A 25328-nucleotide genomic window follows, 5' to 3' on the forward strand; every position below is an offset into this window, starting at 1 on the left:
AATTTTTTTATCATAATGGATATAGCTGTATTTATAGTTGCAGAAGTTGTTTTACTGTGTATTGTAATACTTTTTATCAGGAGAAATAACAACCGCAGTAATGCTGATGAAATAAATGCGGTTTCTGCAGAAAATGGATCACTTAAAATAAGCCTTGCCCGGGCGGAAGAACGCTCAGCAAACCTGCTTGCGGAAAAAGAAACCCTCATCAAATACCACCAGGACGAAAAGACCCGTTTGCTGGATGAGCTATCTTACGAGCGAAATCAACTGGCCCAGGCTAATCAATCGCTGGAGTCTTCACGCTCTTATTTTAAAGCACAGCAGGAAAAACTTACAGAACAAAAGCAGGAAATTGAGCAAACCAAGCAACATTTCCAGCGCGAATTTGAGAATATTGCTGAAAAACTGCTGAAAGAAAAGTCACGTGAGTTTACTGATGTTAACAAGATGAGCATCGACAATATTCTTAACCCTCTTAAAGAGAACATCAAGGCCTTTGAAGAAAAAGTAGAAAAGGTTTACAACACCGAAGCTGCTGAACGCCACTTACTTCGCGGAGAAATAAGCAAGCTGATGGAGCTTAACCAACTCATTAGTACCGAGGCTTCTAATCTCACAAAAGCGCTTAAAGGCGATAATAAAAAGCAGGGAAACTGGGGTGAAGTCATACTGGAAAAAGTACTGGAACGCAGCGGCTTAGTCCGCGACCAGGAGTACCGTATCCAGACAAGTTTAAACCATGCCGACGGAGGCCGTTTTCAGCCGGACGTAATAATAGATCTACCGGATAATAAGCATCTGATAATCGACTCTAAGGTTTCGCTTATAGCTTATGACCGGCTGGTAAACTGTGAAACTGAAGACGAGCGAAAGCTTTACTCAAAAGCACACGTCGAATCTATACGTAACCATGTTCATGGCTTATCTTCAAAGAGTTATCATAGCCTGAATGGCATTAACTCCCCAGACTTTGTGCTGCTTTTTGTACCGATAGAATCATCTTTTAGCTTTGCTGTACAGCTGGACAGTGACTTATTTGCTGATGCCTGGGACAAGAGGGTGGTAATAGTGAGCCCAAGCACGCTATTGGCTACATTGCGCACCATAGCAAGCATTTGGAAGCAGGAACGTCAAAACCGGAACGTACTGGAAATTGCCCGGCTAAGCGGCGAAATGTACGACAAGTTTGTCGGCTTTGTTGGTGACATGGAAGGCATCGGCAAGAACATTAAACAAAGCCAGGATGCTTACGATAAAGCACTTAATAAACTTACCGACGGCAGAGGAAACCTCACCATTACCGCAGAAAAAATTAAAAAGCTTGGTGCAAAAGCGAATAAACAAATTGACCAAAAGTATATAGATACCGAGGTCTCTTAACCTATTAGCAGCTTTTTACACCGCCGGAGGCGTAAACGCATTCCAGCCTTGTGCTTTTAATGCATGTACATTACCCGACTTGGTAATGAGATTACATCCAGCACCAGGCTCGGTAATATAACCTATGATAGTAAAATCCATTTTAAACTTTATACGATCGTAATCCGCTTGTTTAACGGTAAACAACAATTCGTAGTCTTCGCCGCCGCTTAATGCACAAACCGTAGGGTCAAGGTTAAACTCACGGGCGGTTTCATACGTCATCGGATCGATTGGGATCTTCTCTTCGTACAAGTTACATCCTTTATCGCTTTGCTTGCATATATGCAAAATCTCAGATGCCAAACCATCAGATACATCTATCATTGCAGTTGGTTTAACCTCTATATCTTTAAGCAAGTCTATAATGTCTTTTCTAGCTTCCGGTTTTAACTGGCGTTCAACTATATAGTCCTTTCCTTCCAGATCAGGCTGTATGTTAGGATTCTCCAAGTAAACCAATTTTTCCCGCTCAAGCAGTTGCAGGCCCGTGTAAGCTCCACCCAGATCACCTGATACGCATATCAGGTCTCCTTCTTCTGCACCGTTGCGATAAACAATATCCTGTTCATCAGCATAACCCAATACAGTAACGCTAATTACCAGGCCCTGCTTAGAAGCCGTTGTATCGCCTCCAATCAAATCTACGTTGTAGTTGCCACACGCCAGGTAAATACCCTCGTACAGCTCTTCTATAGCTTCTAACGGGAACTTGCTGGACATGCCTATAGAAACAGTTACCTGGGTAGCTATGCCGTTCATAGCATATATATCGCTTAGGTTTACCTGTATAGCTTTATAACCCAAATGTTTTAGCGGTGTGTAAGCCAGGTCGAAATGAATACCTTCCAAAAGCATATCAGTAGACACCAGCACCCTTTTACCTTCAGGATTAAGTACAGCAGCATCATCACCAACTCCTTTGATAGTTGTGCTTTGAGTAAGCTTGATATTCTTGGTAAGATGATCTATCAGCCCAAATTCCCCCAACTGATCTAAATGCGTCCGCTCCTGATTTTCAAACATGATTACACTTAATTATTAAATCGCAAAATTACCAATAATAATTGAACGTGTAATAGCAAGCGCAATTGTAAAATTCATCGTACATAAAACTATTTAACAGATAGTTAACACCAGAGCATTACTTTTGCTTTTCTAAATATATTTATATGAAAAACAGAAAGTTACTTATTTATCTTAGCTGTGCTGTGCTATTTATAACCGGCTGTGCCAAAGATTACCGGGGTGGAATAGACATTGATCCTTCTCCTCCTGTTGTGCCGGTTGTACCAAAGCCATATACTATTGTTGAAGGTTTTGAAACTGGAACAAAAGGGGGATACCTTATAGCAGATGTCCAACTAAATACTGGCCTATGGAGTTTTGATGATGCTTTGATAGGAAATTTAGCAGCTGACCTTAAAAGCGGTGCAAAAACTGTGCGTTTGAGAGCTGGCGAATTGACAATGAAATTTGATATAAGCGGGGTAACACAAATAAGCTTTAAACATGGCAAATATGGTAATGATGCACCATCTGCATGGCAGTTATTGATGTCTGTTGATAGCGGTAAAACCTTCACTCAATTAGGAAACGATTTTAATGAAACAAATACAACTTTAGTAAGCGATTCTTTTAAAGTTGAAACAACCAAAAAGGTGCGCTTTCAATTTAAAAAAGTTGGTACGGCTACTACACGCATCAATATAGATGATATCACCTTTAAAGGAACAGGAGATGCTGGCATAGTGGTTGGTGTGCCCGATACGCAAGGGCCAGACACAACTGCTTCAACAAATAACTCAGCACCACGAGGAGTAACCGTAGGAGTAGATGCCCCACCAACTAATGGCGATAATAGCGACTTATTAATGGGAAATCCATCACAGGCTCAGCCAGCAATAGTTATGATGGATAATTACCTTATTGATATGGGATATTATACAGAATCATACAACAGCACAAAGGCCGAACCTAACTGGGTAAGCTGGCACCTTGATGCAACTAACATAACAAACGTTTCATCAAGGTTAAATAATTTTGCAGCTTTTAATGGCTTACCTGCGGGATGGTCAGCAGTCCAAAGCGGCAGTTACAACTACAACACTTACGGTTTCGACAGGGGCCATAATTGCCCGTCAGCAGATAGAACAAGTTCAGCTAATGCTAATTCAGCTACTTTTCTGATGACTAACATGATTCCACAAGCACCACAGAACAATCAGCAAACATGGAACAATTTGGAAGGCTACCTTAGAGAACAAGTAGTTGCAGGAAACGAGGTATACATAATAATGGGAAGCTACGGCACGGGAGGAAGCGGCTTACATGGCGCATTCAATACTATTATTTCTGGCGACGTAAAAGTTAATGTACCCAGCAATGTATGGAAAATAGCTGTAATAGTGCCAGCAGGCGATAACGATGTAAGCCGAATTGCAGCAAATACCAGAGTTATAGCGGTTAATACGCCGAATGTTAATACTATTAACACAGACTGGAAGCAATACCGCGTAACAGTACGCGATATTGAAAAAGCTACTGGTTATAACCTTCTTTCATCACTCCCTCAAGGCATCCAGGACGTTGTAGAAACGAAGAAAGATAATTTGTAAACGTTGTTTTAAATAGAAGCTTAGTGGAAAACCTACACCAGGCTTCTATTTAGACTGCCTTTCTATAAACCTAGCCTTGCTGATATTTCCAGCATTCTTTCAATAGGTTTTACAGCTCTTTCAATGATGTGCCCGGGGACAGTCACCTCGGGCATTTCATTTTTCATACACAGATACAATTTTTCCAATGTATTGCGCTTCATGTGCGGGCAATCGTTACAGGCGCAAGTATTGTTAGGCGGCGCAGGTATAAACTTTTTACCAGGGTTATCCTTCTCCATCTGGTGGATAATACCGCTTTCTGTTGCTACAATAAACTCCGTCTCAGGGCTGCTGGTAGCATATTTTAGTATTCCTGTGGTAGATCCTATGTAATCTGCTAATTCTAATATAACCTGCTCACATTCCGGGTGGGCCAGTATCTTGGCTGCAGGATAACGCTCTTTAAGCTTTGTTATCTTTTCCCTGCTAAATATCTCGTGCACCATGCAGGCGCCATTCCACAATACTAAATCTCTGCCAGTTTTCTTTGCGACCCAAGCCCCTAAATTCCTATCCGGTCCGAAGATGATCTTTTGCTCGGGTGGCAGGCTTTCCACAATTTGCACCGCATTACTGCTGGTACAAACAATATCGCTAAGTGCTTTTAGTTCGGCAGTGCAATTCACATAGGTAATCACCAGGTGATCAGGGTATTGCTCTTTAAACTTTTTGAACAAATGCGGGGGACAGCTATCGGCCAGAGAGCAGCCGGCTTTCAGATCCGGTAATAAAACCTTCTTATTTGGTGATAAAATTTTAGCTGTTTCGGCCATGAAATGTACACCGGCGAAGACGATAACATCCGCGTCAGTTTTAGCAGCTTGCTGAGAAAGGCCAAGGCTATCGCCAATATAATCGGCAATATCCTGAATGTCTCCTTCCTGGTAGTAATGGGCAAGCACAACTGCATTTTTCTCTTTTTTTAACTTTTCTATTTCAGCAAAAAGGTCCAGCGATGGGTCTATGTACTCATCATGAAAACCTTTCATTTTTATTTCTTCGAAGATATCCATTCAACAGTTCAATTAATAATAACTTAATTTTATATAAAGAAAAAAGCTATTGTTATTAAGGTGTTAGTTATGTTAAGAATTTGTGATACGTGTTACGCTAAAAGTTGTTTTTCCATTTTTACTAACAATTTTAAACGCTTTTTTATTTTTTACATAGCTCATTTTTAAGCAAGTACAACATTCAAATATTAATTTAAAAACTTATTTGTTAATAATTACTTGCCTAATAAAATGTTAATATTCACAAAAAAGCGTCGTACAAATTTCTGATAAGTATTAGAAAAATGGCCGCAAAACCGAGTTGTTAACGTGTTAAACTATTTCTAAGTTTTTACTTACACAAATTTAACACCTTTTGTACCGCTTATCCACATAAGTACTAATTTTACACACCATACATAGATATACATGGATAGAACTGTTGATTTCCTGGTTATAGGGTCGGGCATTGCCGGATTAAGTTTTGCTCTTAAGGCAGCAAAGCACGGTAAGGTTCTGATAGTTACAAAGGCTAATGAAGACGAAAGTAACACTAAGTACGCCCAGGGCGGCGTTGCGGTAGTTGTTGATAAAAAAGAAGATTCTTTTGAAAAACATATAAATGATACCCTGATTGCAGGTGATGGCCTTTGCGATAAGGAAGTTGTTGAAGCAGTTGTTAAAGAAGGGCCTGAGCGTATTAGGGAGATTATAGACTACGGGACTAACTTTGATAAGACCAATGATGGTATTTATGACCTGGCTAAAGAAGGTGGCCACTCCGAATTTAGGGTACTACATTATAAGGATATTACCGGTTTCGAAATTGAGCGGGCCTTGCTGGAAGAGATACACAGGGAACCTAACATAGAAATATTAACTCACTACTTTGCGGTAGATCTGATAACCCAGCATCACTTGGGTGAAATGGTTAAGAAGTCTTCAGATAACATTACCTGTTATGGTATATATGCTTTTAATACCGAAACAAACCAGGTAGAAAAGATACTCTCCAAGGTAACGGTTATGGCATCTGGTGGTGCGGGTCATATCTATTCAGTTACTACCAACCCAACCATTGCTACCGGTGATGGCGTGGCTATGGTTTACCGGGCAAAGGGAAAGGTCCGTAATATGGAGTTTATTCAATTCCATCCAACGGCTTTGTATAACCCTGGTGAATATCCGTCTTTCCTTATATCAGAGGCGGTAAGAGGCTTTGGAGGTATCTTAAAACGTACCAATGGAGAAGAGTTTATGCAGGAGTATGATCCGCGTAAATCTTTGGCTCCTAGGGATATTGTTGCACGTGCTATAGACGCTGAGATAAAGAAGTCTGGTGAGGACTTTGTCTATCTGGATATTCGGCATAAAAAGAAAGCAGATATAATGGAACATTTCCCAAACATATATGCTAAATGCCTGGAAATAGGCCTGGATATGACTAAGGATATGATACCAGTAGCGCCTGCTTGCCACTATATGTGTGGCGGTGTACTGGTAGATCATGTGGGCAAGTCTTCTATAAAACGTTTGTACGCCTGTGGCGAATGCTCTTCTACCGGTTTGCATGGCGCTAATCGTCTCGCATCTAATTCATTGCTGGAAGCGCTGGTCTTTGCCCACCGTATATATCAGGATGCTGTTGTGGATTTCCAGGCTAATGTGTTGCCGCCAGCTATTCCGGATTGGAACGAGCATGGGGTAAAGTTATCAAACGAGGATATTTTGGTAACGCATAACATTCGTGAGATGCAAAAGCTGATGAATGATTACGTGGGTATAGTACGGTCTGATTTTAGGCTGGAAAGAGCCATGCGCAGGCTGCGTTTGTTATACGAGGAAACTGAAGATTTTTATAAGCAAACGAAGTTGTCTGTAAAGCTTTGTGAACTAAGAAACTTAATACAAGTAAGCTATATAGTTGTTAAATCGGCTATGATGCGTAAAGAGAGCCGGGGTTTACACTACACAACTGATTATCCTGAACATGCTCAGGTACTGGAGGATACAGTATTTTAAGATTGAGCGGAAAACGGGATTCGAACCCGCGGCCTTCAGTTTGGGAAACTGATGCTCTACCAGCTGAGCTATTTCCGCTTGTATTATGCATCAAACATAGATAAAATGTCGTTTAATCGCTAATTCACTCTTTCAATATTTATTAATTACAACCATGCCACTAATCCTGCCAGTAAAAGACAAAACTCCGGTTTGGGGAGATGATTGCTTTATTGCTGAAAACGCTACTATAGTGGGCGAGGTAGTAATGGGCGCTAACTGTTCAGTGTGGTTTAACGCTGTAATACGTGGCGATGTACACTATATTAAAATAGGTAATAACACCAATATACAGGATGGGGCTTGCATACACGCCACCTATCTAAAGGCGCCTACTAACATCGGCAATAATGTATCAATAGGGCACAACGCAATTGTACACGGCTGTACCCTGCACGATAATGTATTAATAGGTATGGGCGCTATAGTAATGGACAATGCAGTTGTAGAGCGTTATGTGATTATAGGTGCAGGATCTGTAGTGCTTGAACGAACCATTTGTGAAACGGGCTATTTATATGCGGGTTCCCCGGCAAAAAAAATAAAGCCGCTAACCGATGAGCAAAAAGCTTTATTAGATAAGCTGCCGCAAAATTACATTATGTACTCTGGTTGGTTTAAGGATTAGTTTGTTCCTTAGGAATATCCAGCACTTCTTCTGCTTCCCAATTTGGCCTTAAGGTTATCTCTTTAGGACTAAGCCATATGTTCTCCGGATAGGCACGTAGCTTTACATTACCGCTATCCCAGCGGCCATTCTTATTTGCGTCATAAATAACCCTCACAAGGTATTTGCCGGTTATATAATTGGTGTATACCAACAAAGTATTTTTTGTTACTACGTCGCTTCTAAGCAGCATTTTATTCGCGTCCAGTAATTCAACTACATAGTTCTTATCAGCCTCTGGTACATTAACCTTTATAGTAAGCTGACTATAGTTTTCAGGCTTATCAGCTGTGAATGCTTTGCTTGTTCGTTTGTTCTTATCTCCGTATATATTAGTGAATGCACCTTCATTAAAAATCAGCTGATATTTGCTGTTCTGCCGCCAGCGGTATTTTAAGACATAGCGCCTTATGCTGCCAGTGTCTTTCTGAATTGTATAGTTAACTGCTGCAGAATCTTCCGTGAGTGATATTTGAGACTGATCAAAACTTTCGATAGGGAAGGAGGCTGTAATAAGCAAGTCGGCATTCGGCCTCAACCTGTTATCACGATTGATATTGTAAGTAAATAGTAAGTTCCTTTGGAAGCTTTCTTTCCGGCCTTTTAAGAGGCTGGTGGTATCTAATGGCTGTCCGTTATTAGTAAATGCTACCCTAATAGAGTCGAAATCCATGTTGCGCATGTAAACCAGGGCAGTATCTTTTGTCCTGCTGAATTCTACTATCTTTTGAGCATCAACGTTGGCTGGATAAATAATCTTTAAAGCAGGCTTGTCTACCGGTTTGTTAAATACAAAGGACATCTTACCATCTGGTGTAAACTTTCTCTCCGCGAGCCGGAATTTCTCTGGCGATTGTTTAAATAGCTTTAGTTGTATGTTTGATGTATCCTTATTAACTACAATCGGATTTTTTAGAAACGCAATAAGATCATTATCATTATTGAAGATTTTATCGGGACTTACTTCTTTTAAGGCGTAAATACGATAAGTGTCCTCCCGGAGATTATTCAATGAGAAATGGCCAGCTGTATCCGTAGTCGCGAATATAGAGGGCTTCTTCTTACCGAATAAAAGAGAATCCTGACTTATCGGAAATAAGAAAACTGTAGCATCTTTTTCTTTCTGCTGGGTTGATGTATTGATTACATCGCCAGAGATACTCAACGAATCGATATGGTTACCTGTCGAGAAAACGTAGGTGAAGTTTTTGAGGACATTACCCTCGTTAACGTCAACTATAGCCTTCCCGAAATTGATAACGTAAGTAGTATTTTTTTGAAGCGTGTCCTTGAAATCAATGATCAGGCTTTTGCTACTGATGTTATATTCCGGTTGCTTTTCTTGTGCTGGTGTTACGCTTATTTCCTGGTACTGATTTGTCAGTTTGAAATACTCGTCGAAATCCAACCGAATTTGTTTACTCTTAAAATTTCGGGTCTCATTTTCCGGAGTAGCTTTTAAAACCTTCGGTGGTGTAAGGTCGCGGGGCCCACCCTGCGGCCTTTGCTGAGCAGCGCAGCCTGCAAGTACCAAAACCAGGGAAATGTATAAGAGAAATGTAGGTAAATAAAACCGTTTTGATTTTAACATCGTTTTTTTGCCTTATGAGGCATTTTTATGTTTTTATGAACGCTGATATCAAAAATTAGAAAAAGCGTCTTAAATCAAGTATTTTATAAGGTATTGATTATTAGTATCTTATGTATTATCTTGACACATGTACCATTAAAACAGACACATCAGACGGGGATACACCCGAAATTCGTGAAGCCTGGCCTAACGTTCTCGGCTTTATCTTCATCAGTTTTTCGCGCGCTTCCTTTGACAAAGAGACAAGTTGATGATAATTAAAATTAGGATCAATTGAACGGTCTTCCATTTTCTTCATCTTATCTACAATCTCCAGTTCCTTGATGAAATAACTCTCGTATTTAATTTTTATTTCAGCTTGCTCAATTGTTTCTTTATCATAGTTAGCTAAAAGGTCTTGTAATGAGTTATCTACCGATCTCATCTCAACAAAGCCTAATTGCGGTCGGCTAATCAGGTTAAAGATTTTAGTGTTTTGATTAAGCGGACTTGTACCAACCTGTTCCAATAAACTATTTACTGTAGATGGCTCAATGGTTTTGGCTTTGGTATAGGCAACTATATCGTCGCTGTCCTTTATCTTTTTATTTACCTTTTCAAGCCGTTCATCTGATATCAAGCCAAGTTCGTGACCCATTGGGCTTAAACGAATATCTGCATTGTCCTGCCTTAATAATAGGCGGTGTTCTGCACGTGAAGTAAACATTCGGTAAGGCTCTTCTGTTCCCTTGGTAACCAAGTCATCTATTAATACACCTATATAAGATTCTGATCTTTTAAGGATCAATTCATGCTGATCATGTATTTTTTGATGTGCGTTTATACCTGCTATAAAACCCTGCGATGCGGCTTCTTCGTAACCAGTAGTGCCATTTATTTGTCCTGCAAAATATAAGTTGCTTACCAATTTGGTTTCGAGCGTTAGCCCTAGCTGCGTAGGAGGGAAGTAATCGTACTCAATAGCATATCCGGGGCGGAACATTTTAGCTTTTTCAAAGCCTGGTATTTGTATCAGCGCGCGATATTGGACATCTTCCGGAAGCGAGGTAGAAAAGCCGTTTACATAAATTTCTACCGTGTTCCAGCCCTCTGGTTCTACAAATATCTGATGACGGTCCCTTTCTGCAAAGCGATTGATCTTGTCTTCTATAGAAGGGCAGTAACGAGGACCCAAGCCTTTAATGCGTCCCGTAAACATAGGCGACTTTTCGAAGCCTTCTTTTAGTGTCTCGTGTACTTTATCGTTAGTATAGGTTATCCAGCAACAGCGTTGGTCAGTAGCCAGCTCAACATCTGTGAAAGAAAAACGGCCACGTTCTTCATCGCCCCATTGTTCTTCCATCAGGCTGTAGTTTAAACTGCGACCGTCAACGCGCGGCGGGGTACCAGTCTTCATTCTGCCAGATTCAAAACCCAAAGAAACCAACTGCTCAGTTAAACCTGTAGCTGCTTTCTCACCCGTTCTTCCTCCGCCAAAACGCTTTTCACCTATGTGGATTATTCCATTTAGAAACGTGCCGTTTGTAAGAACTACAGCATCGGCTTCAATCTCGACACCTATAGATGTGCGTACGCCTGCAACTGTATTGCCTTTAACCAGAACAGATGTTACGGTGTCTTGCCAAAAGTCTACATTAGGTGTTTTCTCCAGTGCAATACGCCATTCTTCCGCAAAACGTATACGATCACTTTGTGCTCTTGGGCTCCACATTGCAGGACCTTTAGAACGGTTTAGCATTCTAAATTGAAGCGATGTTTTATCCGTTATAATACCTGAATATCCGCCTAGTGCATCAATCTCACGTACTATCTGTCCTTTAGCTACGCCACCCATGGCCGGGTTGCAACTCATTTGGGCAATTGTACCCATATTCATTGTAATCAACAATACAGATGAACCCAGGTTAGCTGCAGCTGCAGCTGCCTCACATCCGGCATGGCCGGCACCAACTATTATTACGTTATATTTTTTAAACATACTATTCATGTTCCACGTGGAACATACCTCATTAAGTGTATCTATGTTCCACGTGGAACTTTAACAAACGAGTAAATTGCGAAACTTGCCCAAATGGCTTCTAAAACGATGAAAGGGTAGAAACTTATCAGGTAAGATGAATAACAGCAAAGCCCTGCACCAACAAAATTCATCCCACTATACCAGCGGCTGTTTGCACTTAGCTTTTTATTCAAGTTCAGCACAAACGCAATAAGTAACACAATAACGCCTGCCGAAGCAATGATATCCGACGCTTTCATTTAGGCTTCTTTTAATTCTGTTAGTTCCATCCACCTTAACGATTTTAAGTCTAGTTCATTGCTTATTTTCTCTGCTTCTTTAGATAAATCTATAATCTCTGCATTGTTGAGTCCCGTTGTGTTTAGTTTATCGCTTACAGCTTTCAATTTAGCTTCCAGATCTGCAATTTCTTGTTCTACTGTTTGGAGTTCTTTCTCCTCTTTATAACTGAGCTTTGATTTTTTTACAGCCTCAACAGCTTTCACCGGTTCAGGTGCAGGCTTTTTTGCTTGTTGTTTAATTTCTTCAAGCTCTAACCGGTATGACGAATAGTTTCCGTTGTAAATCTTTACCTGTCCGTTTCCTTCCATGATGAACAGTTGATCTGTCATTTTATCAAGTAAGTACCTGTCGTGCGATACCAGCATTAAAATGCCGGGATAATTAGTTAAGAACTCTTCCAACACATTCAGTGTGTCAATATCCAGGTCGTTTGTTGGCTCATCCAGAATCAGGAAATTTGGATTCTTCATCAGGATGCTCATTAAGTGCAGCCTTTTCTTTTCACCACCGCTCAGCTTGGCTATCATGCCGTACTGCTTATTAGGCGGAAATAAGAATAACGTAAGCAGGGCAGAAGCTGATATCATTTTACCGTCAGCCATTGTTATAAACTCGGCAACGTTTTTTACAACATCAATTACACGCTCATCGTCTTTAAAAGATAACCCTGCCTGGTTAAAATAGCCGATAACAGTTGTTTCTCCTTTTACTATTTCGCCTTTGTCCGGGTGGAGTAGTCCGGTAATCAAATTAAGCAGAGTAGATTTACCGGATCCGTTTTTACCTGCAAGCCCAATACGATCTCCTTTTTTGAAGATATAGTTGAAGTCGTTTATATACGTATTGCCGTTAAAGCCTTTTACAACATGGTGCAGTTCCATAATTTTATTTCCCTGCCTTGCTGTTTTTACGCTAAGCTCTACTGTTTGCTTGCCGCCATTATTCTTCGTCTTTTCTTCCAGGTCGTAAAAAGCATCTATTCGCGATTTGGATTTGGTTCCACGAGCCTTTGGCTGTCGCCTCATCCATTCCAACTCTTTACGAAGCAAGTTGCTGTTCTTTTGAAAAGTAGCCTCGTCAGCGGCTTCGCGCTCTGCCTTCTTCTCAAGGTAGTAAGCGTAGTTACCTACATAAGGGACTATTTTACCGCGGTCTATTTCTAATATTTCGTTACAAACATTATCCAGGAAATACCTGTCGTGAGTTACCATTAAAATGGTTTTGTTGCCTTCGGTAAGTAACTTCTCCAGCCATTCAATGGTATCAATATCTAAATGGTTGGTTGGCTCATCCAGCACATACAACTCAGGGTCTTCTATCAACAGCTTAGCTAAAGCCAAACGTTTCTTTTGTCCACCTGATAAGGTGTTAATGTGCTGATTAAGATGATGGATGTCCAAACGACCCAGGATGGTTTTAATTTGATATTCATATTCCCAGGCATCTATTTCGCTCATCTCCTCCATCACCTTATCTAAAGCTTTGGAATTTTCAGGATCATTTTCCAGCAGCTCTTCATATCTGCGTATAAGCTGCTGCTGTATGTTGTCTGCATGGAAAATATAATCGCTGATAGTAACCGCATTCTTAAAATGCGGATCTTGCTCCAGGTAACCTATCTTAAGATCCCGTGCCTGAGCTACTTTACCTTCTGTAGGTTTTATAGCGCCCGACAAAATTTTTAACAATGTGGACTTGCCTGCGCCATTGATGCCCACCAATGCTACGCGACGGCCGCGATTAATGCCGATGGTAAGGTTTTTAAATAACCAAACATCATGAAATGACTGTCCTAAATTCTCTGCTGAAATAAATGTACTCACTTGATCTCCTGTATCTTATCTGTAGTGTGTATAAATACACCTTTACTGTTATCTAATGATTTCCTGAACATTGCATACGCTACCTGGCTGGTTTTAATGCTTCTATATTTTTTTAGACTGCTAACCAGTAAAGGATTAATTACCGACATCACTTTGGTAAGCAATCCTTCCATGACCCTGCTGTTTTCCTTTCTGTCGCCAACCAATAAGGATGGTTGATAAATGTGCAGCGTATCTAAACCAACTTTTTGGATGTCTTCCTCCGTTTCGCCTTTAATTTTGCTATAGAAGTTCATCGAAGAACTGTTTGCTCCAATAGCAGATACCAGGTGGTACTGGTCTACTCCGTTTTGGCTCGCAAGTTGTGCCAATATCAACGGATAATCATGATCTATTTTGCGATAGTCTTTCAAATCTGGTGTCTTAGCTCTGGTGGTACCAAGACAGCAAAACAGCGCGTGCCCGGTTATAGATCCGGCATATTCAGCCAACTTGTTGTAGTCTATCACCAGCTGAACCAGCTTTTTGTGCTGTATAGGCAGCTCTTTACGTACAATGGCCAGCACCTCGTCATATTCGTCATGTTGCAGCAGTACCTGCAGCAAGTCTCCACCTACCAATCCGCTTGCTCCTGCTATAACTGCCTTGTATGCCATTGAAGTTCAATTGAAAACGCAAAAATACGCATAAATAAAATAGTACAATCGGCAGATGTGTTGTTAAACTGTCAGGAAGGGCTAAACTAAACTTTTGAGAATAGTGTGTATTTTAAGTTAACTAGCTGATTAATAGTATTCTATAAAAAATGCACAAGGTGGTGAAGTTGAAATCAGACGAATTTAGCGGTGTAAACAAACCTCTATCTTAAACGTTTATACAACAACCAATTATAAACGTCTATCTCTTACATGCCTTAACACAAACTGTGAGAGTATAATAGCAGTTCCGAAAAACATTCGATAATATAATTGTTTATAAGCGTCAAGTAACAAAAGCATTATGGCTGAACAGGTAGTACCCGGGTACAGGAAATGGCTGGAAGACATTGGAGAACAAGGCGTTTTCTTCTCCAGGTTTATCCGCAATATATTTATGGGCGGTTTCGAATGGTCTGAATTCGTTCGCCAATGTTATGAAATAGGCTACAGATCTTTTATGCTGGTAGGGCTAACGTCATTTATAATGGGGTTGGTGTTAATTCTTCAACTAAGGCCCTCTATGGTTGAAATGGGTGCCGAAAGCATGTTGCCAAAAACACTTGCTGTTGCATTTATAAGAGAAATGGGCCCGGTAATTACAGCCATAATTTGCGCTGGTAAAATAGCGTCCAGCATAGGTGCCGAACTGGGGAGTATGAAGGTTACCGAACAGATAGATGCGATGGAAGTATCTGGCGCAAACCCCACGCAGTACCTGGTAGTAACGCGCATACTCGCAACCAGCATTATGGTACCAATACTCGCCTTAATGGGCGACGTGATCGGGCTTTTTGGCGGCTTTCTGGCCTTAAACTTTAGTGATGATGTTAGCTTCTCCTTATACTTCAACAAGTGCATAGCATCGTTGGAATTTATAGACTTTTTACCTGCTTTAGTAAAAACCGTATTCTTTGGCTTTGCAATAGGTTTTGTAGGCTGTTATAAAGGTTTTCACTCTGATAAGGGCACCGAAAGCGTTGGACTGGCGGCAAATTCGGCGGTGGTAACAGCCTCGCTGTGGATTTTTGTTATAGATGCCATTGCTGTACAGATCACCAGTATTTTATTCTATTAAGATGGCAGAGGTAAAATACAAAGGAGAAAATGCCGCCACTGGCCACGAAGGGGAAATTGTTGTGGACATTGACCATATATCTAAAAGCTTCGGCTCAAAAGAAGTATTAAAGGATATTTCTCTTCAGCTTAAAAAGGGTGAGAACATTGTGGTGCTTGGTAAATCAGGGCAGGGTAAGTCAGTTACCATACAATGCATAGTAGGGCTTTTAACGCCCGATAACGGCACGGTAAAGGTGTTTGGAGATGATGTGGCCGGCATGGATGAAGATGAGCTTAAAAAGCTTCGTACAAGGGTTGGCTTCCTTTTCCAAAGCGGTGCACTGTACGACTCAATGACGGTGAGGGAAAACTTGGAGTTCCCCCTTACCCGCGTGCTTAAAATGGCTGACAAAGCGGAAATAGACACAAGGGTAGAAGAAGTGCTTGAAGGCGTAGGGTTGATGGATGCAGTAGACAAGATGCCATCAGACTTGTCCGGAGGGATGCGCAAACGAGTGGGCCTGGCTCGTACCCTTATCGTAAAGCCCGAAATAATGTTATACGACGAACCAACAACCGGATTAGACCCCATTACCTCGCGGGAGATAAGTGAGTTGATCCTTAATATGCAAAAGAAATATCAAACATCATCCATCATCATTACCCATGATATGGAATGCGCAAAGATAACCGCAGACCGCGTAGTAGTTATGCGTGATGGTACCTATATAGCTGAAGGTAATTTTGACGAGCTACAGCACTCAGACGACGAATTTGTAAGATCTTTTTTCACAGAAACAAAATGAGAACAACATCCTCCCAAAAAATAAAAATTGGCGTATTTACCTTAGTTGGTTTTATAATATTGCTATTGGCCGTGTTTTTTATTGGCAATCAAAAAAGTCTGTTCAACTCCACCTTTAGAGTGTATGGTGTATTCCGGAACGTTAGCGGGCTTACCGTGGGCAATAACGTGCGTTTTGCCGGTATAAACGTAGGCGTGGTGGAATCTATTAACATCGTAACCGATAGCTCTGTCAGGGTTGATCTGAGCCTGAACAATTCGGTAAAGAAGTTTATCAAAAAGGATTCAAAGCTTAGCATTGGTAGCGACGGCCTTATGGGCGATAAACTTGTGGTAATTGCCCCGGGCGGCGTAAACAGTACCGAGGAAGTAGGCGAGGGTAATGAACTTACTTCGGTTAACCCCGTAGATGTAGACAAGATTATAAATAAGCTTACCCGTGTGGCCGACAACGCGGAGACACTTACCAGTAACCTATCTCAGATTGTAGCCAAAGTAAACAACGGGAAAGGCAGCATAGGGCGTTTATTGAACGACGACAAGATAGCCCGAGACTTGGAAGGTACAGTACGCCAGGCAAAAACAACAATGAAAGGCGTACATGCTACAACAGCCACCTTAAACGAAGATTTAAAGGCAGCACAACATAACTTCCTGCTGCGTGGGTTCTTCAAGAAGAAAGAAAAGGCAAAAAAGGCTAAGCAGGACTCAATACGGAAAGCGCAAGAGGATATCCAAAAAGCTAAGGAAAAAGCAGCGAAAAAGAAGGATTAAAACTCTTTTCAAATTATCCAAACAAAAAGAGCGACGTGGCATCCCACATCGCTCTTTTCGTTTAAGCTCTATTTATATTAAAGAGCGCTTGTTATAGCTGGATCCAACGGCTTAGTAGTAGAACGGTAACGGTGTATCAATTTACCATGTTCGTCTATCAGGAATTTTTCAAAATTCCATTTTATCTCGCCGGTAAAATCTGGATTTGTCTCAGTAGTAAGATACTTGAATAATGGATCGATATCATCTCCTTTAACACTTACTTTAGTGCTTAAAGGAAAGGTTACACCATAGTTTTTTTCGCAGAAGGTTTTAATCTCGGTATCCGCACCCGGCTCCTGCTGGCCAAAGTTATTAGCAGGAAAGCCAACCACTACTAACTTATCTTTGTATTGATCAGCAAGTTTCTGTAATTCAGCGTATTGCGGTGTAAATCCGCACTTAGATGCCGTATTTACAATAAGTACCTTTTTGCCCTTGTATTTAGCAAGCGAAAAAGGCTTGCCATCAATGTTTTTAAGTTTAAAATCGTAAACTGATGATGGCGCAGCAGTAAGGAACGTCAGCGTTAAAATAAGCGCGAGTGTTTTCATGGTTTCAAAAAGTTGTTGTGTGTGAATAGTTTACGAACGTAAAATTAGACATTAAAGTTTCTTAGCGCCAAATATTGGTCTTCTTTTAATGTCATTTTTTTCTTGTCCGCTGCAGATTTGTCTTTGTAGCCCAGCAAGTGCAATGCTCCGTGTATCATCACGCGGTGTAGTTCATGCGCTTCCGGAACTTCAAACTTTTCAGCGTTCTCTTGTATGCGTTCTACCGAGATGAAAATATCTCCTGTAATAACACCATCTTCTTCCGAGTTATCAAAAGTGATGATGTCTGTGTAGGTATCGTGATCTAGATACTGCTGGTTAATCTGTAGCAGGTAAGCGTCTGAACAAAGGATATAATTCAGTTCATCCAGCTTAAATCCTTCGGCAACAACGGTCTCTTTTATCCATTTACGGATAGCGATTTTATCTTTTACCTTATAAGAGACATCCTCTGCAAAAAAATTAATTGCCGGCATTATATCTTAAAGTGAAGTTCCACCTCGTTGCCTTTTGCATTGAAAATACACTGATCGGCAAGGTGTTTTAAAATAAATACGCCGCGGCCAGTAAGTTCTTCCAGCCGGTCAGGTGCAGTTGGATCGGGAAGGTGGTTATAGTCAAAGCCGGGACCTTCATCTGTTATGGTCCATATAATGCGTTTAGCATCAACATCTGCGTTAACAATAACTGTTTTGCTTTCATCCAGCTTATTGCCATGTACTATCGCGTTTATGGCAGCCTCGTTAAGGCAGGTCATCATATTGGCAAATGTATCTTCGCTAACCTGGTATTTATCGGCAATCTCTTCTATTAAAGCCTCCAGCTGTGTTATGCTTTCGTACTTTGAGGGAAGTTGTAGTGTATATAGTTGGCCTGTCCGAACATCTGCCTGTTCCATGTCATTTTCCATTAAGTTGATCAAAGTATAGTTTAATTTTTTGCCTGTAGTACAAATTCAGTGCCGACGGAACAGTTCTTATCTGTTCTGTTTGCTTTGCCTTCACCTGCTCATACTCCTGCAAAGCCTTAATGTACCCTGGCGGCATATCCGTTGCTGCGCGACTTTCGCGCTTTTGGTCCTGTTCCCGCTGCTGTTCGGCCTTTTCAGCCTCCAGTAAGCGGGTTTGTATTTGCTGCTGCCGTTTAAGCGTTTCTTCTGTAATCCGTCTGTTTACGAGATCGTTTTCGGTTTGTTCCATTTCTTTTGAAATTTTATCCAGGTTACCCGTCCCGTTTGTTCCGTCTTTGTTCTGTTCGCGATTAAGCTGCTGCATGGTTTGCCGCACCATCTGCTGCTGCCGCGCTAGTTTAGCCAGCTGTTCACTCATCCCTTCACTGCCATTACTGCCCGGGCTTTTACCTTTTTGTTGCCCCTGCTGCTGCATTTGGTCGCGTGCTTTTTGCATATTTTGATTAAGCTGCTGCTGCATTTTGCTTAGCTGACTCATAGATGGCTTGCCATTTTTGCCTTTGCCACCTTTATTCTTGTTCATCATCTTTTGCAACTGCTCCAAAGCTTCGCTGAGCATAAGGGCCAGGTTGTTCATAGATGTCATAGCAAACTGCTGATTGCGGGTTGCTTCGGCAGTGCGCCGCTCGCCAAGGTTTTCCAGCGACTGGTCTATCTTAGTGTTGATTGTTGTAATCTCTTTATTAACAGTAGATTGTATCTGCGGTATCCGTTTGCTTAACGAATATAAGCTGTCTTCGGCAGTTTTAAGGTTATCCTTAATGTCTTTTTGTGTTTGTGCCAGGCGGGTATAGCTGGGATCCATCGGTCCGATAGAACGCAATTGCTGCATCAGCTTTTCCTGCCCAAAGGAACTATTCACCAGGGATTTTAACAACTCGCGCAGCTGGCGTGCATCAACAGCACTTTGGCTGCTTTCGCCTTCCTGTTCCTGCTGTTCCATTTTTGCGGCCAGCTCTTTCATTTGTTTAGCGGCAGATTGCTGCGATTGCGACGCCTGCTGCTTGTTGTTTTTTTTTAAACTTTGGCTGCTCTCGTCCATCTGCTGATCTATAGCCTGCTTATCTTTTTCAGGATTTTGAAACTGCTCTTTATTGCCGTTCTGTTCGTTAAGCTTTTGCAGATCATCCAGTTGTTTTTTAATCTCCTGAAAGTCGCTGCTCAACTTTTGCTGTTGTTGCTGCAACTGCTGGTTATTGGCGTTATTTTGCTTGGTTTGTTGGCTAAGTTGCTGCTGCTCGTCTGCCAGCTTGTTTAACTGGTTGATGTTTTGATTAAGTTTTTGTTCAAAGTCCAGCTTTTTATAAAGCTCCAGCATGCGGTCCAGCTCCTTTTTCATGGACCGGTTTTCCGTCTGCATTTTAGAAAGTTCGTCCCGCGTTTGGTCCTTTTGTTCCTGTTCCAACATTTGCTGTAGCTTATCCAGCATCTGCTTTGTTTTCTCATCCAGCATGCTGTTGAGTAAGGCTTCTATCTGCTTTTGTTTTTCGGTAAGGCTTTCGTTTTGTTGCTGGTTCTCCTGCCGGTTGTACAGGTTCTTTTTGTTTTCTTTCTGTACATCTTTAATCAGGCCGTCTAAATCCTTGCGCTTCTGGAGTAATTCCTCTATTTGCTTCTTTTCATCGAAGGAAAGGTTGTTCTTGTCCAGCAAGGCCTGGTTTAGCTTTTGCGCATCTTTCTCCACCTGTCCGGCAAGCTTGGCCGCAGATTGCATTTTTTGCTGAACAGCCTGTGTGCCCGCATTTAACTGTTCGGCTAGTGCTGCCGCATCTGGTACCATGAGGGTACGCTCCGGTGAGCGTGTTGTTTTAGGGCCATTAACGCCGTCGTTGTCGGCCACCTCAAAATAGTAGGTTACGTTGTCCTCGGCAGAGATACCCGCTTCTTTCAAGTTCCAGAAATAGAAGAAGCTACCCTGGCTGCCGGATAGATCGGCCTTAACGGATTTAGTTAAAGAGCGTTCGCTGCCTTTTGCGCCAATTTTATAATGGAAGGTTAACGATGAAAAACCATGGTCGTCCTGCACTTTACCATTAAAGTAAAACGCTTTAAGGCTTACACTGTCCGGCCGTTCCTGTACTTCTATAGATGGAGACTCATCCGCTACCACATTGATGCGGTACGCGGCAGAATCGGCATGGTTAACGCTGTTGTTAAGCGGACTCACCGTATAACTTGTAGCTTTTAATATCCTTTCGCGGTATTCAAACAAATTATCTTCTGAAGCCCGCACGGGCCGCTCCGTGCCGCCAAGGGTAAACTTAAGTGCCGATGCATTTTGTGTGTGGAACTGCCAGTTTACAACAGTACCTGCCGGCAGGGTAAGATCGCCGGCATTGGTAATAGTTTCGGCCGCCTTGTGCAGGTAGGTAGGGTAAGTAAGCTTTGCATCAAAATTTAACAGCACGGGTTTTGGGTTCACTTTTATCTGATACGGCGCAGATGTAAAACCGTTGCCTGTAAGCCTAAATGTTGTGGTTTGCTGTAAGTTGCTAAACGTGTAGTGGAATCTGGTGATATTGTCTTTATCCAGCTTAAAGGTGGTGTTTGCTGTTTCTACATAAACGTCGGCAGGCAGCTTGTCGCCGGTTAATTTTAATTCCAGCTTTACATCTTCGCCCTGCACTGCAGAGAGAGACTTGTTTAACACCACAAACTGAAAAGGTGCTACGGGAGCAAAATACTGGTTGTGGTGGATTAGCCTTTTAGTGCTTTCTGTAAGAACAGACGGCGCCGCAAAGGCGATAATGCATATAACGGCGGCAGGCGGGATAACATATTTAAGGTATTTATTATTCTCCCGAAGGTTTACCGCCGATGGGAAGCTTACCGGTTTTAACGTCTCAATCCGTTGATTAATGCTGGCTTCTAACAGCTCACAGTGCTGCGGATTTTCCTGTGCCTGTTTTTTTAGCTGAAGGGTGTTAAGCAGCCGGTCGCTCACGTCGCTAAAGTGCTTGCCAATGATTTCGGCGGCCTGGTCATGCGAGAGTGTCTTCCCAAGTTGCAGCCGTGCCAAAAGGGGCGGAACAACCAGCCAGGCAAGCAAAGCAACATTAAGCAATATGAAAAAGTAGAAAAGAACCGTACGGAAAGTAGTATTGAAATTACCGAAGTACTCGCCAAGCGTGATAATAACGTAAGCCGAAAATAAACCCGCAGCCAAAAATAGCAGCCCGCGCAGCAGGTTGTTGTAGTGGTACTTACGAATAAAGGTGTTGATCTTGTCGATCAGCAGCTCGTAATTATCAGCAGGGGTCATAAACAGGTTTAGTTACCGGCATACCGGATAAACGAAAATAACGGATTAAATAATATGTAATGCAGTTTATTTGTGCGAATTACATCCGCTTAACTGAAAGATATCTCTGTAAACGTACTTAAGCTGTAAATCTTCTATTTACGTTCTTTCGCCAACCACGCCTGGTACGCGGCTTTCCCGCGTTCAAAGTCGGCTGCAGATGAGTAAAAGTTATGCGACTTGTCGTTCTTTTCTACGTTTAAAACGTAATAGATATAGTTTGTGCTGGCAGGGTAAAGTGCGGCTTTAATGGAGCTTTTAGAAACTGAAGAAATGGGTCCAGGAGGAAGGCCAACAACTTTCCTGGTGTTATAGGGCGATGCCGACTCCAGATCGCTTCTATTTATAACGCCATCCCACCGGTGTTCCATCTTGGCTATGTAAACAGCGGTTTGGTCTATACCAAGCGGCATCCCTTTTTTGAGCCGGTTATAAATTACGGAGGCAACAACGGGCCGCTCTTCATCCAAACGTGATTCTGTTTCAATAAGAGAAGCAATGGTAATAACCTGGTGAGATGTCAGCTTCAATTTGGCAGCCCTGCTTGCGTATTCCGGTTTCCAAACCTTTCTAAACTCCTCAACCATTTTTTTTAAAATAGCCTCGGTGTTAACGGCGCGCGGAAAATCATAAGTATTCGGGTACATATAGCCCTCAAGACTTTTAGCTTCCGGGGCGATGTCTTTAATGAGGGAATTATCATTCATCAGGTCCAACACAGAATCCTCACCAGCCGGTTTATTTTGAGGGAATTCACCGACAATCCTTTTTGCGATATCAAAGCGGGTGAAACCTTCCGGGACGATCAGCTTAACCGTCCTCAGTTTTCCTTTTCTCAATTTTTCCAATACCTCAAGCGGCGTAATAGGGGAATCGAACTGGTATTCACCGGCCTGCATCTCATTGCCGGTGCCGGTAACTTTCATGTATATTTTCAACGGAGTCTGCGAAGAAATGATCCCTTCTGCAGCAAGCTTGGCAAGTATTTGGCCCGGAGATGAGCCATGTTGTATTTGTATGTACTGGTTGCCCTTGTCATGGGCGTTAGGCGTGTGCAAAGAGCTATACACCCAATAGGAAAAGGCAATTACGGCAAGGATAACTGCAACAATAAGAAACTTTAAACCCTTCATTTGACTAAGCCCCTGGTTATATAAAGATGAATTAATTTCGGCGGCAATATAAAAATTAACTGTCTATTTGGACGACGCATTAACATGATGCGTGGTCAGGGTAAACAGTTGTTTATTTTAGTACCTTTAGTTAATATTTGAGATATCTATGGTAGAAATTTTTAAAGCGTATCCTGATAACGTAATTAAAAGCACTGTTGGCAACGGGTTTAGTACATATGCTTATGCTTTGGAGAAGATTTATCCACTAGTTAATCGTTTTACAGCTCAAAGGAAGTTGTTGGATACTAAATTCTACTCTCGACTTGAAAGAGACTTGATAAGTGGTTGCGTTATGCCACATATTACTTTAGCGTTTGTCAAAAAAGACATTTCTGAGCTAGAATATAAATCAGATGTAATCGCCGACTTTGTAAACAAGAATATCGATTCAGGATACATTTTAGATGGAATACAACGACTTAATACCTTAAAAAGGGCATCTGGAAACCCTAAACTTAATTATAATAGTCCACTGTTGTTGAATATCATTATATCTCCTAACAAGGATATGCTTTTGTATCGCATGATTACTTTAAACAATGGTCAGAAACCAATGACAGCAAGGCATCAAATTGAAATTTTAACTCAAGAGCTGTTCAACTTTGAAGATTACAGTATGGATGTTCAAACAGAGAAGGAGAGATCTGAAAAGATAAAAAGGGGAGCTTTCAACCTTGGTGATATTTCTAAAGGGTATTTAGCTTTTCTTACAGGAAACGTTCACAATGAAAATAACAAGATAATTGACGAGAAAATGGATCAAATTCTTGTTGGACGCATACTTGATTCAAACCTTGAAGATGTTAACGTAGAGTTCACTGAAGTATTAGATTTAATCGATAGGCTATCAAAAGATGAATCGATAAAACAATGGTTGATGGTGAATAACAATCTAATTGGATTCTGCGTAGGTGTTAAAAGTTATTATCAACAGCTAAAGAACGTTGAACTTAACGTCTTTAAACAGCAAATAGAAAAGTTTGAGAGTGCTTTCAAGGGGGTTAATCCATCAAAGGTCAATTTAGGTAAAATACGGAGAGATTTATCATTTTACTTCATTACGCATTTTAATGATATAATAGAGGAAAATGTTGATGGTTTGATTGAGAGGTTCGCAGAAGTCACACTCTAACATGAGCAATATCTGCGAAGTAACAGACACGGTTCTTAATGAACTTTCTGTACCTGAAATAGGTGTACCTGAAGGACTACCACAAGAGACATTAGTCGATAAAGTGGCTGTTGCTGAAGTTGCGGCTTCTGATGTCGCAGCGCTTGACCGAAGGTATATGTTAAGTTCTAGCTCTCCATCTAAATATAGAATATTAAGAATATTGGTCGGGGAAGTCACTTTAAGGCACATAGCTACAGACACCACTTTCAGACAGGAAATTGATTATATAAGTAAAAGCTATTCCTCAGAGGAGGGAGTACATATTCATAGAAAGTTGGTCAGTTACATTGGAGATGAAATAAGTGAAGCTGAAGCGGCTCGCTACTTTTTTGAAATACCATATTCATTAAGAAACAAGGATTTCTTTCAACGTCTGGAAAATGAAGTCACCAACTATTTATTTTATCAATCGAAATCAAGCTTTACCACAGCTTATGTTTTTATTTACAGAATATTAGAAATGATCTCCTTTTCCTTTCCTATGATATATGCGGCTAAGACATACGATTTTAAACACACATATGGAACCCTAAAGGAATACTTTGCTGAAAACAAAGGTAATTCGGTTGGTGAGTTAGGCTTTTTGAAAAGCGCTATCCAAAGTATATTTAAAAGGCATGTACTGGCTGAGTCTACAGTGGACTTAATTTTAGATTATGAAAGTGAGGATACACAAAGCCAAATTTATGAAGCTATCATGGGGGTGACTAAACCTGATCTTTACCACGGCGACACTGTAGCTAACAGGAAAATAGCGATTAGGTTCACAGAAGTAAGTTCTTTCATAATTATCATACGTAACCGCTTCTTTCATCTATTTAATAGAGGCGATAAGAACTTAGAGTCGATTGATATTGTGGATGCAGACATGCTTTTTTCAAAATTGAATGAGCCATTATTCAGTTGGATTGCAGTAGTCTATCTCGAAGTAATCCGGTTCACTTATGGAGAGTTGAGTTAACTATTCTAAACATAAGATACCTCATTAAATCTGAACTTATATATTTGTACTTGTTGTGCACATTTAGGTTAAAACAGATCTATTACAATTTATAGATTAACCGTTTTCGGTCCGTCAAGTACAATAAACAAATTACAACGACACCGTAAGTAAATTACCAAATACGGGATGTAGCGTAGCCCGGTATCGCGCCAGCATGGGGTGCTGGAGGTCGTAGGTTCAAATCCTGCCATCCCGACGAAGTTTAAATCAAAGGCTGCTGTTTTTAGCAGCCTTTTTGCTTCAGAAAACCTACTTTTAACT

The 25328-nt window shown here is 41.2% G+C and carries 21 protein-coding genes and 2 tRNA genes; 10 read left to right on the forward strand and 13 right to left on the reverse strand.

Annotation, left to right across the window (positions count from 1 at the left end; genetic code table 11):
• Positions 1-15: 15 nt before the first annotated feature.
• Positions 16-1383, forward strand: coding sequence for a DNA recombination protein RmuC (gene rmuC / locus DYU05_RS11285; protein ID WP_117383153.1), 1368 nt, complete (start codon positions 16-18; stop codon positions 1381-1383).
• A 15-nt stretch (positions 1384-1398) separates the two neighbouring features.
• Here rmuC and thiL read toward each other — a convergent pair whose 3' ends face one another.
• Positions 1399-2448, reverse strand: coding sequence for a thiamine-phosphate kinase (gene thiL, locus DYU05_RS11290; RefSeq protein WP_117383154.1), 1050 nt, complete (start codon positions 2446-2448; stop codon positions 1399-1401).
• A 146-nt stretch (positions 2449-2594) separates the two neighbouring features.
• Between thiL and DYU05_RS11295 the strand changes: the two genes are divergently transcribed.
• Complete coding sequence (locus tag DYU05_RS11295; RefSeq protein ID WP_117383155.1) at positions 2595-4040, forward strand: DNA/RNA non-specific endonuclease; 1446 nt, start codon at positions 2595-2597, stop codon at positions 4038-4040.
• 62 nt (positions 4041-4102) lie between these two features.
• On the opposite strand, the gene nadA is transcribed toward DYU05_RS11295, so the two are convergent.
• Positions 4103-5095 carry a quinolinate synthase NadA gene (gene nadA / locus DYU05_RS11300; protein ID WP_117383156.1) on the reverse strand — a complete coding sequence of 331 codons (993 nt, stop codon included), beginning with the start codon at positions 5093-5095 and terminating at the stop codon, positions 4103-4105.
• A 408-nt stretch (positions 5096-5503) separates the two neighbouring features.
• On the opposite strand from nadA, the gene nadB reads away from it, so the two are divergent.
• Positions 5504-7096, forward strand: a complete 1593-nt coding sequence (nadB, locus tag DYU05_RS11305; protein WP_117383157.1) for an L-aspartate oxidase — start codon at positions 5504-5506, stop codon at positions 7094-7096.
• Between the two features lie 5 nt (positions 7097-7101).
• On the opposite strand, the gene DYU05_RS11310 is transcribed toward nadB, so the two are convergent.
• A tRNA-Gly gene (locus tag DYU05_RS11310) sits at positions 7102-7174 on the reverse strand.
• Positions 7175-7250: 76 nt separating this feature from the next.
• Between DYU05_RS11310 and DYU05_RS11315 the strand changes: the two genes are divergently transcribed.
• Positions 7251-7763, forward strand: a complete 513-nt coding sequence (locus DYU05_RS11315) for a gamma carbonic anhydrase family protein (RefSeq protein WP_117383158.1) — start codon at positions 7251-7253, stop codon at positions 7761-7763.
• On the opposite strand, the gene DYU05_RS11320 is transcribed toward DYU05_RS11315, so the two are convergent.
• From DYU05_RS11320 to DYU05_RS11340, 5 genes are all read right to left on the reverse strand, one after another.
• Positions 7753-9393, reverse strand: a complete 1641-nt coding sequence (locus DYU05_RS11320) for an Ig-like domain-containing protein (RefSeq protein WP_117383159.1) — start codon at positions 9391-9393, stop codon at positions 7753-7755. The genes DYU05_RS11315 and DYU05_RS11320 overlap by 11 nt on opposite strands.
• 115 nt (positions 9394-9508) lie before the next feature.
• Positions 9509-11371: a tRNA uridine-5-carboxymethylaminomethyl(34) synthesis enzyme MnmG gene (mnmG, locus tag DYU05_RS11325; RefSeq protein WP_117383160.1), complete on the reverse strand. Its 1863-nt coding sequence runs from the start codon at positions 11369-11371 to the stop codon at positions 9509-9511.
• Positions 11372-11412: 41 nt separating this feature from the next.
• Positions 11413-11652 carry a CBU_0592 family membrane protein gene (locus tag DYU05_RS11330; RefSeq protein ID WP_205771860.1) on the reverse strand — a complete coding sequence of 80 codons (240 nt, stop codon included), beginning with the start codon at positions 11650-11652 and terminating at the stop codon, positions 11413-11415.
• Complete coding sequence (locus DYU05_RS11335) at positions 11653-13518, reverse strand: ABC-F family ATP-binding cassette domain-containing protein (RefSeq protein WP_117383161.1); 1866 nt, start codon at positions 13516-13518, stop codon at positions 11653-11655. It abuts the gene before it with no gap.
• Positions 13515-14174: an NAD(P)H-binding protein gene (locus DYU05_RS11340; protein WP_117383162.1), complete on the reverse strand. Its 660-nt coding sequence runs from the start codon at positions 14172-14174 to the stop codon at positions 13515-13517. Before DYU05_RS11340 ends, DYU05_RS11335 begins: the two co-directional genes overlap by 4 nt.
• Before the next feature lie 343 nt (positions 14175-14517).
• On the opposite strand from DYU05_RS11340, the gene DYU05_RS11345 reads away from it, so the two are divergent.
• Genes DYU05_RS11345 through DYU05_RS11355 form a run of 3 tightly spaced genes read left to right on the forward strand, consistent with a single transcriptional unit; the run spans position 14518 to position 16851 of the window.
• Positions 14518-15291, forward strand: coding sequence for an MlaE family ABC transporter permease (locus DYU05_RS11345; RefSeq protein WP_117383163.1), 774 nt, complete (start codon positions 14518-14520; stop codon positions 15289-15291).
• Between the two features lies 1 nt (position 15292).
• On the forward strand, positions 15293-16078 hold the full coding sequence (locus tag DYU05_RS11350; protein ID WP_117383164.1) for an ABC transporter ATP-binding protein: 786 nt from the start codon (positions 15293-15295) through the stop codon (positions 16076-16078).
• On the forward strand, positions 16075-16851 hold the full coding sequence (locus DYU05_RS11355; protein WP_117383165.1) for an MlaD family protein: 777 nt from the start codon (positions 16075-16077) through the stop codon (positions 16849-16851). Before DYU05_RS11350 ends, DYU05_RS11355 begins: the two co-directional genes overlap by 4 nt.
• A 77-nt stretch (positions 16852-16928) precedes the next feature.
• On the opposite strand, the gene DYU05_RS11360 is transcribed toward DYU05_RS11355, so the two are convergent.
• The 5 genes from DYU05_RS11360 to mltG form a co-directional block, all read right to left on the reverse strand.
• A complete protein-coding gene (locus DYU05_RS11360) occupies positions 16929-17444 on the reverse strand; it encodes a glutathione peroxidase (RefSeq protein WP_117383166.1) in 516 nt (171 codons plus the stop codon).
• 44 nt (positions 17445-17488) lie between these two features.
• Positions 17489-17920 carry an rRNA maturation RNase YbeY gene (ybeY, locus tag DYU05_RS11365; RefSeq protein WP_117383167.1) on the reverse strand — a complete coding sequence of 144 codons (432 nt, stop codon included), beginning with the start codon at positions 17918-17920 and terminating at the stop codon, positions 17489-17491.
• Positions 17920-18354 carry an ATP-binding protein gene (locus DYU05_RS11370; protein WP_235854006.1) on the reverse strand — a complete coding sequence of 145 codons (435 nt, stop codon included), beginning with the start codon at positions 18352-18354 and terminating at the stop codon, positions 17920-17922. Before DYU05_RS11370 ends, ybeY begins: the two co-directional genes overlap by 1 nt.
• A complete protein-coding gene (locus DYU05_RS11375) occupies positions 18344-21676 on the reverse strand; it encodes a DUF4175 family protein (protein WP_117383168.1) in 3333 nt (1110 codons plus the stop codon). Before DYU05_RS11375 ends, DYU05_RS11370 begins: the two co-directional genes overlap by 11 nt.
• 134 nt (positions 21677-21810) lie before the next feature.
• Positions 21811-22848, reverse strand: a complete 1038-nt coding sequence (mltG, locus tag DYU05_RS11380) for an endolytic transglycosylase MltG (RefSeq protein ID WP_117383169.1) — start codon at positions 22846-22848, stop codon at positions 21811-21813.
• A 148-nt stretch (positions 22849-22996) separates the two neighbouring features.
• Between mltG and DYU05_RS11385 the strand changes: the two genes are divergently transcribed.
• The 3 genes from DYU05_RS11385 to DYU05_RS11395 all read left to right on the forward strand — a co-directional run bounded on the left by DYU05_RS11385 (position 22997) and on the right by DYU05_RS11395 (position 25263).
• Positions 22997-24022 (forward strand): hypothetical protein, encoded by a 1026-nt coding sequence (locus tag DYU05_RS11385; RefSeq protein ID WP_205771861.1) that lies wholly within the window; start codon positions 22997-22999, stop codon positions 24020-24022.
• Position 24023: 1 nt separating this feature from the next.
• Positions 24024-25025, forward strand: a complete 1002-nt coding sequence (locus DYU05_RS11390; RefSeq protein ID WP_117383170.1) for a hypothetical protein — start codon at positions 24024-24026, stop codon at positions 25023-25025.
• A gap of 164 nt (positions 25026-25189) precedes the next feature.
• Positions 25190-25263, forward strand: a tRNA-Pro gene (locus DYU05_RS11395).
• Positions 25264-25328 lie beyond the last annotated feature (65 nt).

Origin of the sequence: Mucilaginibacter terrenus (assembly GCF_003432065.1) — a bacterium.
Lineage (GTDB): Bacteria > Bacteroidota > Bacteroidia > Sphingobacteriales > Sphingobacteriaceae > Mucilaginibacter > Mucilaginibacter terrenus.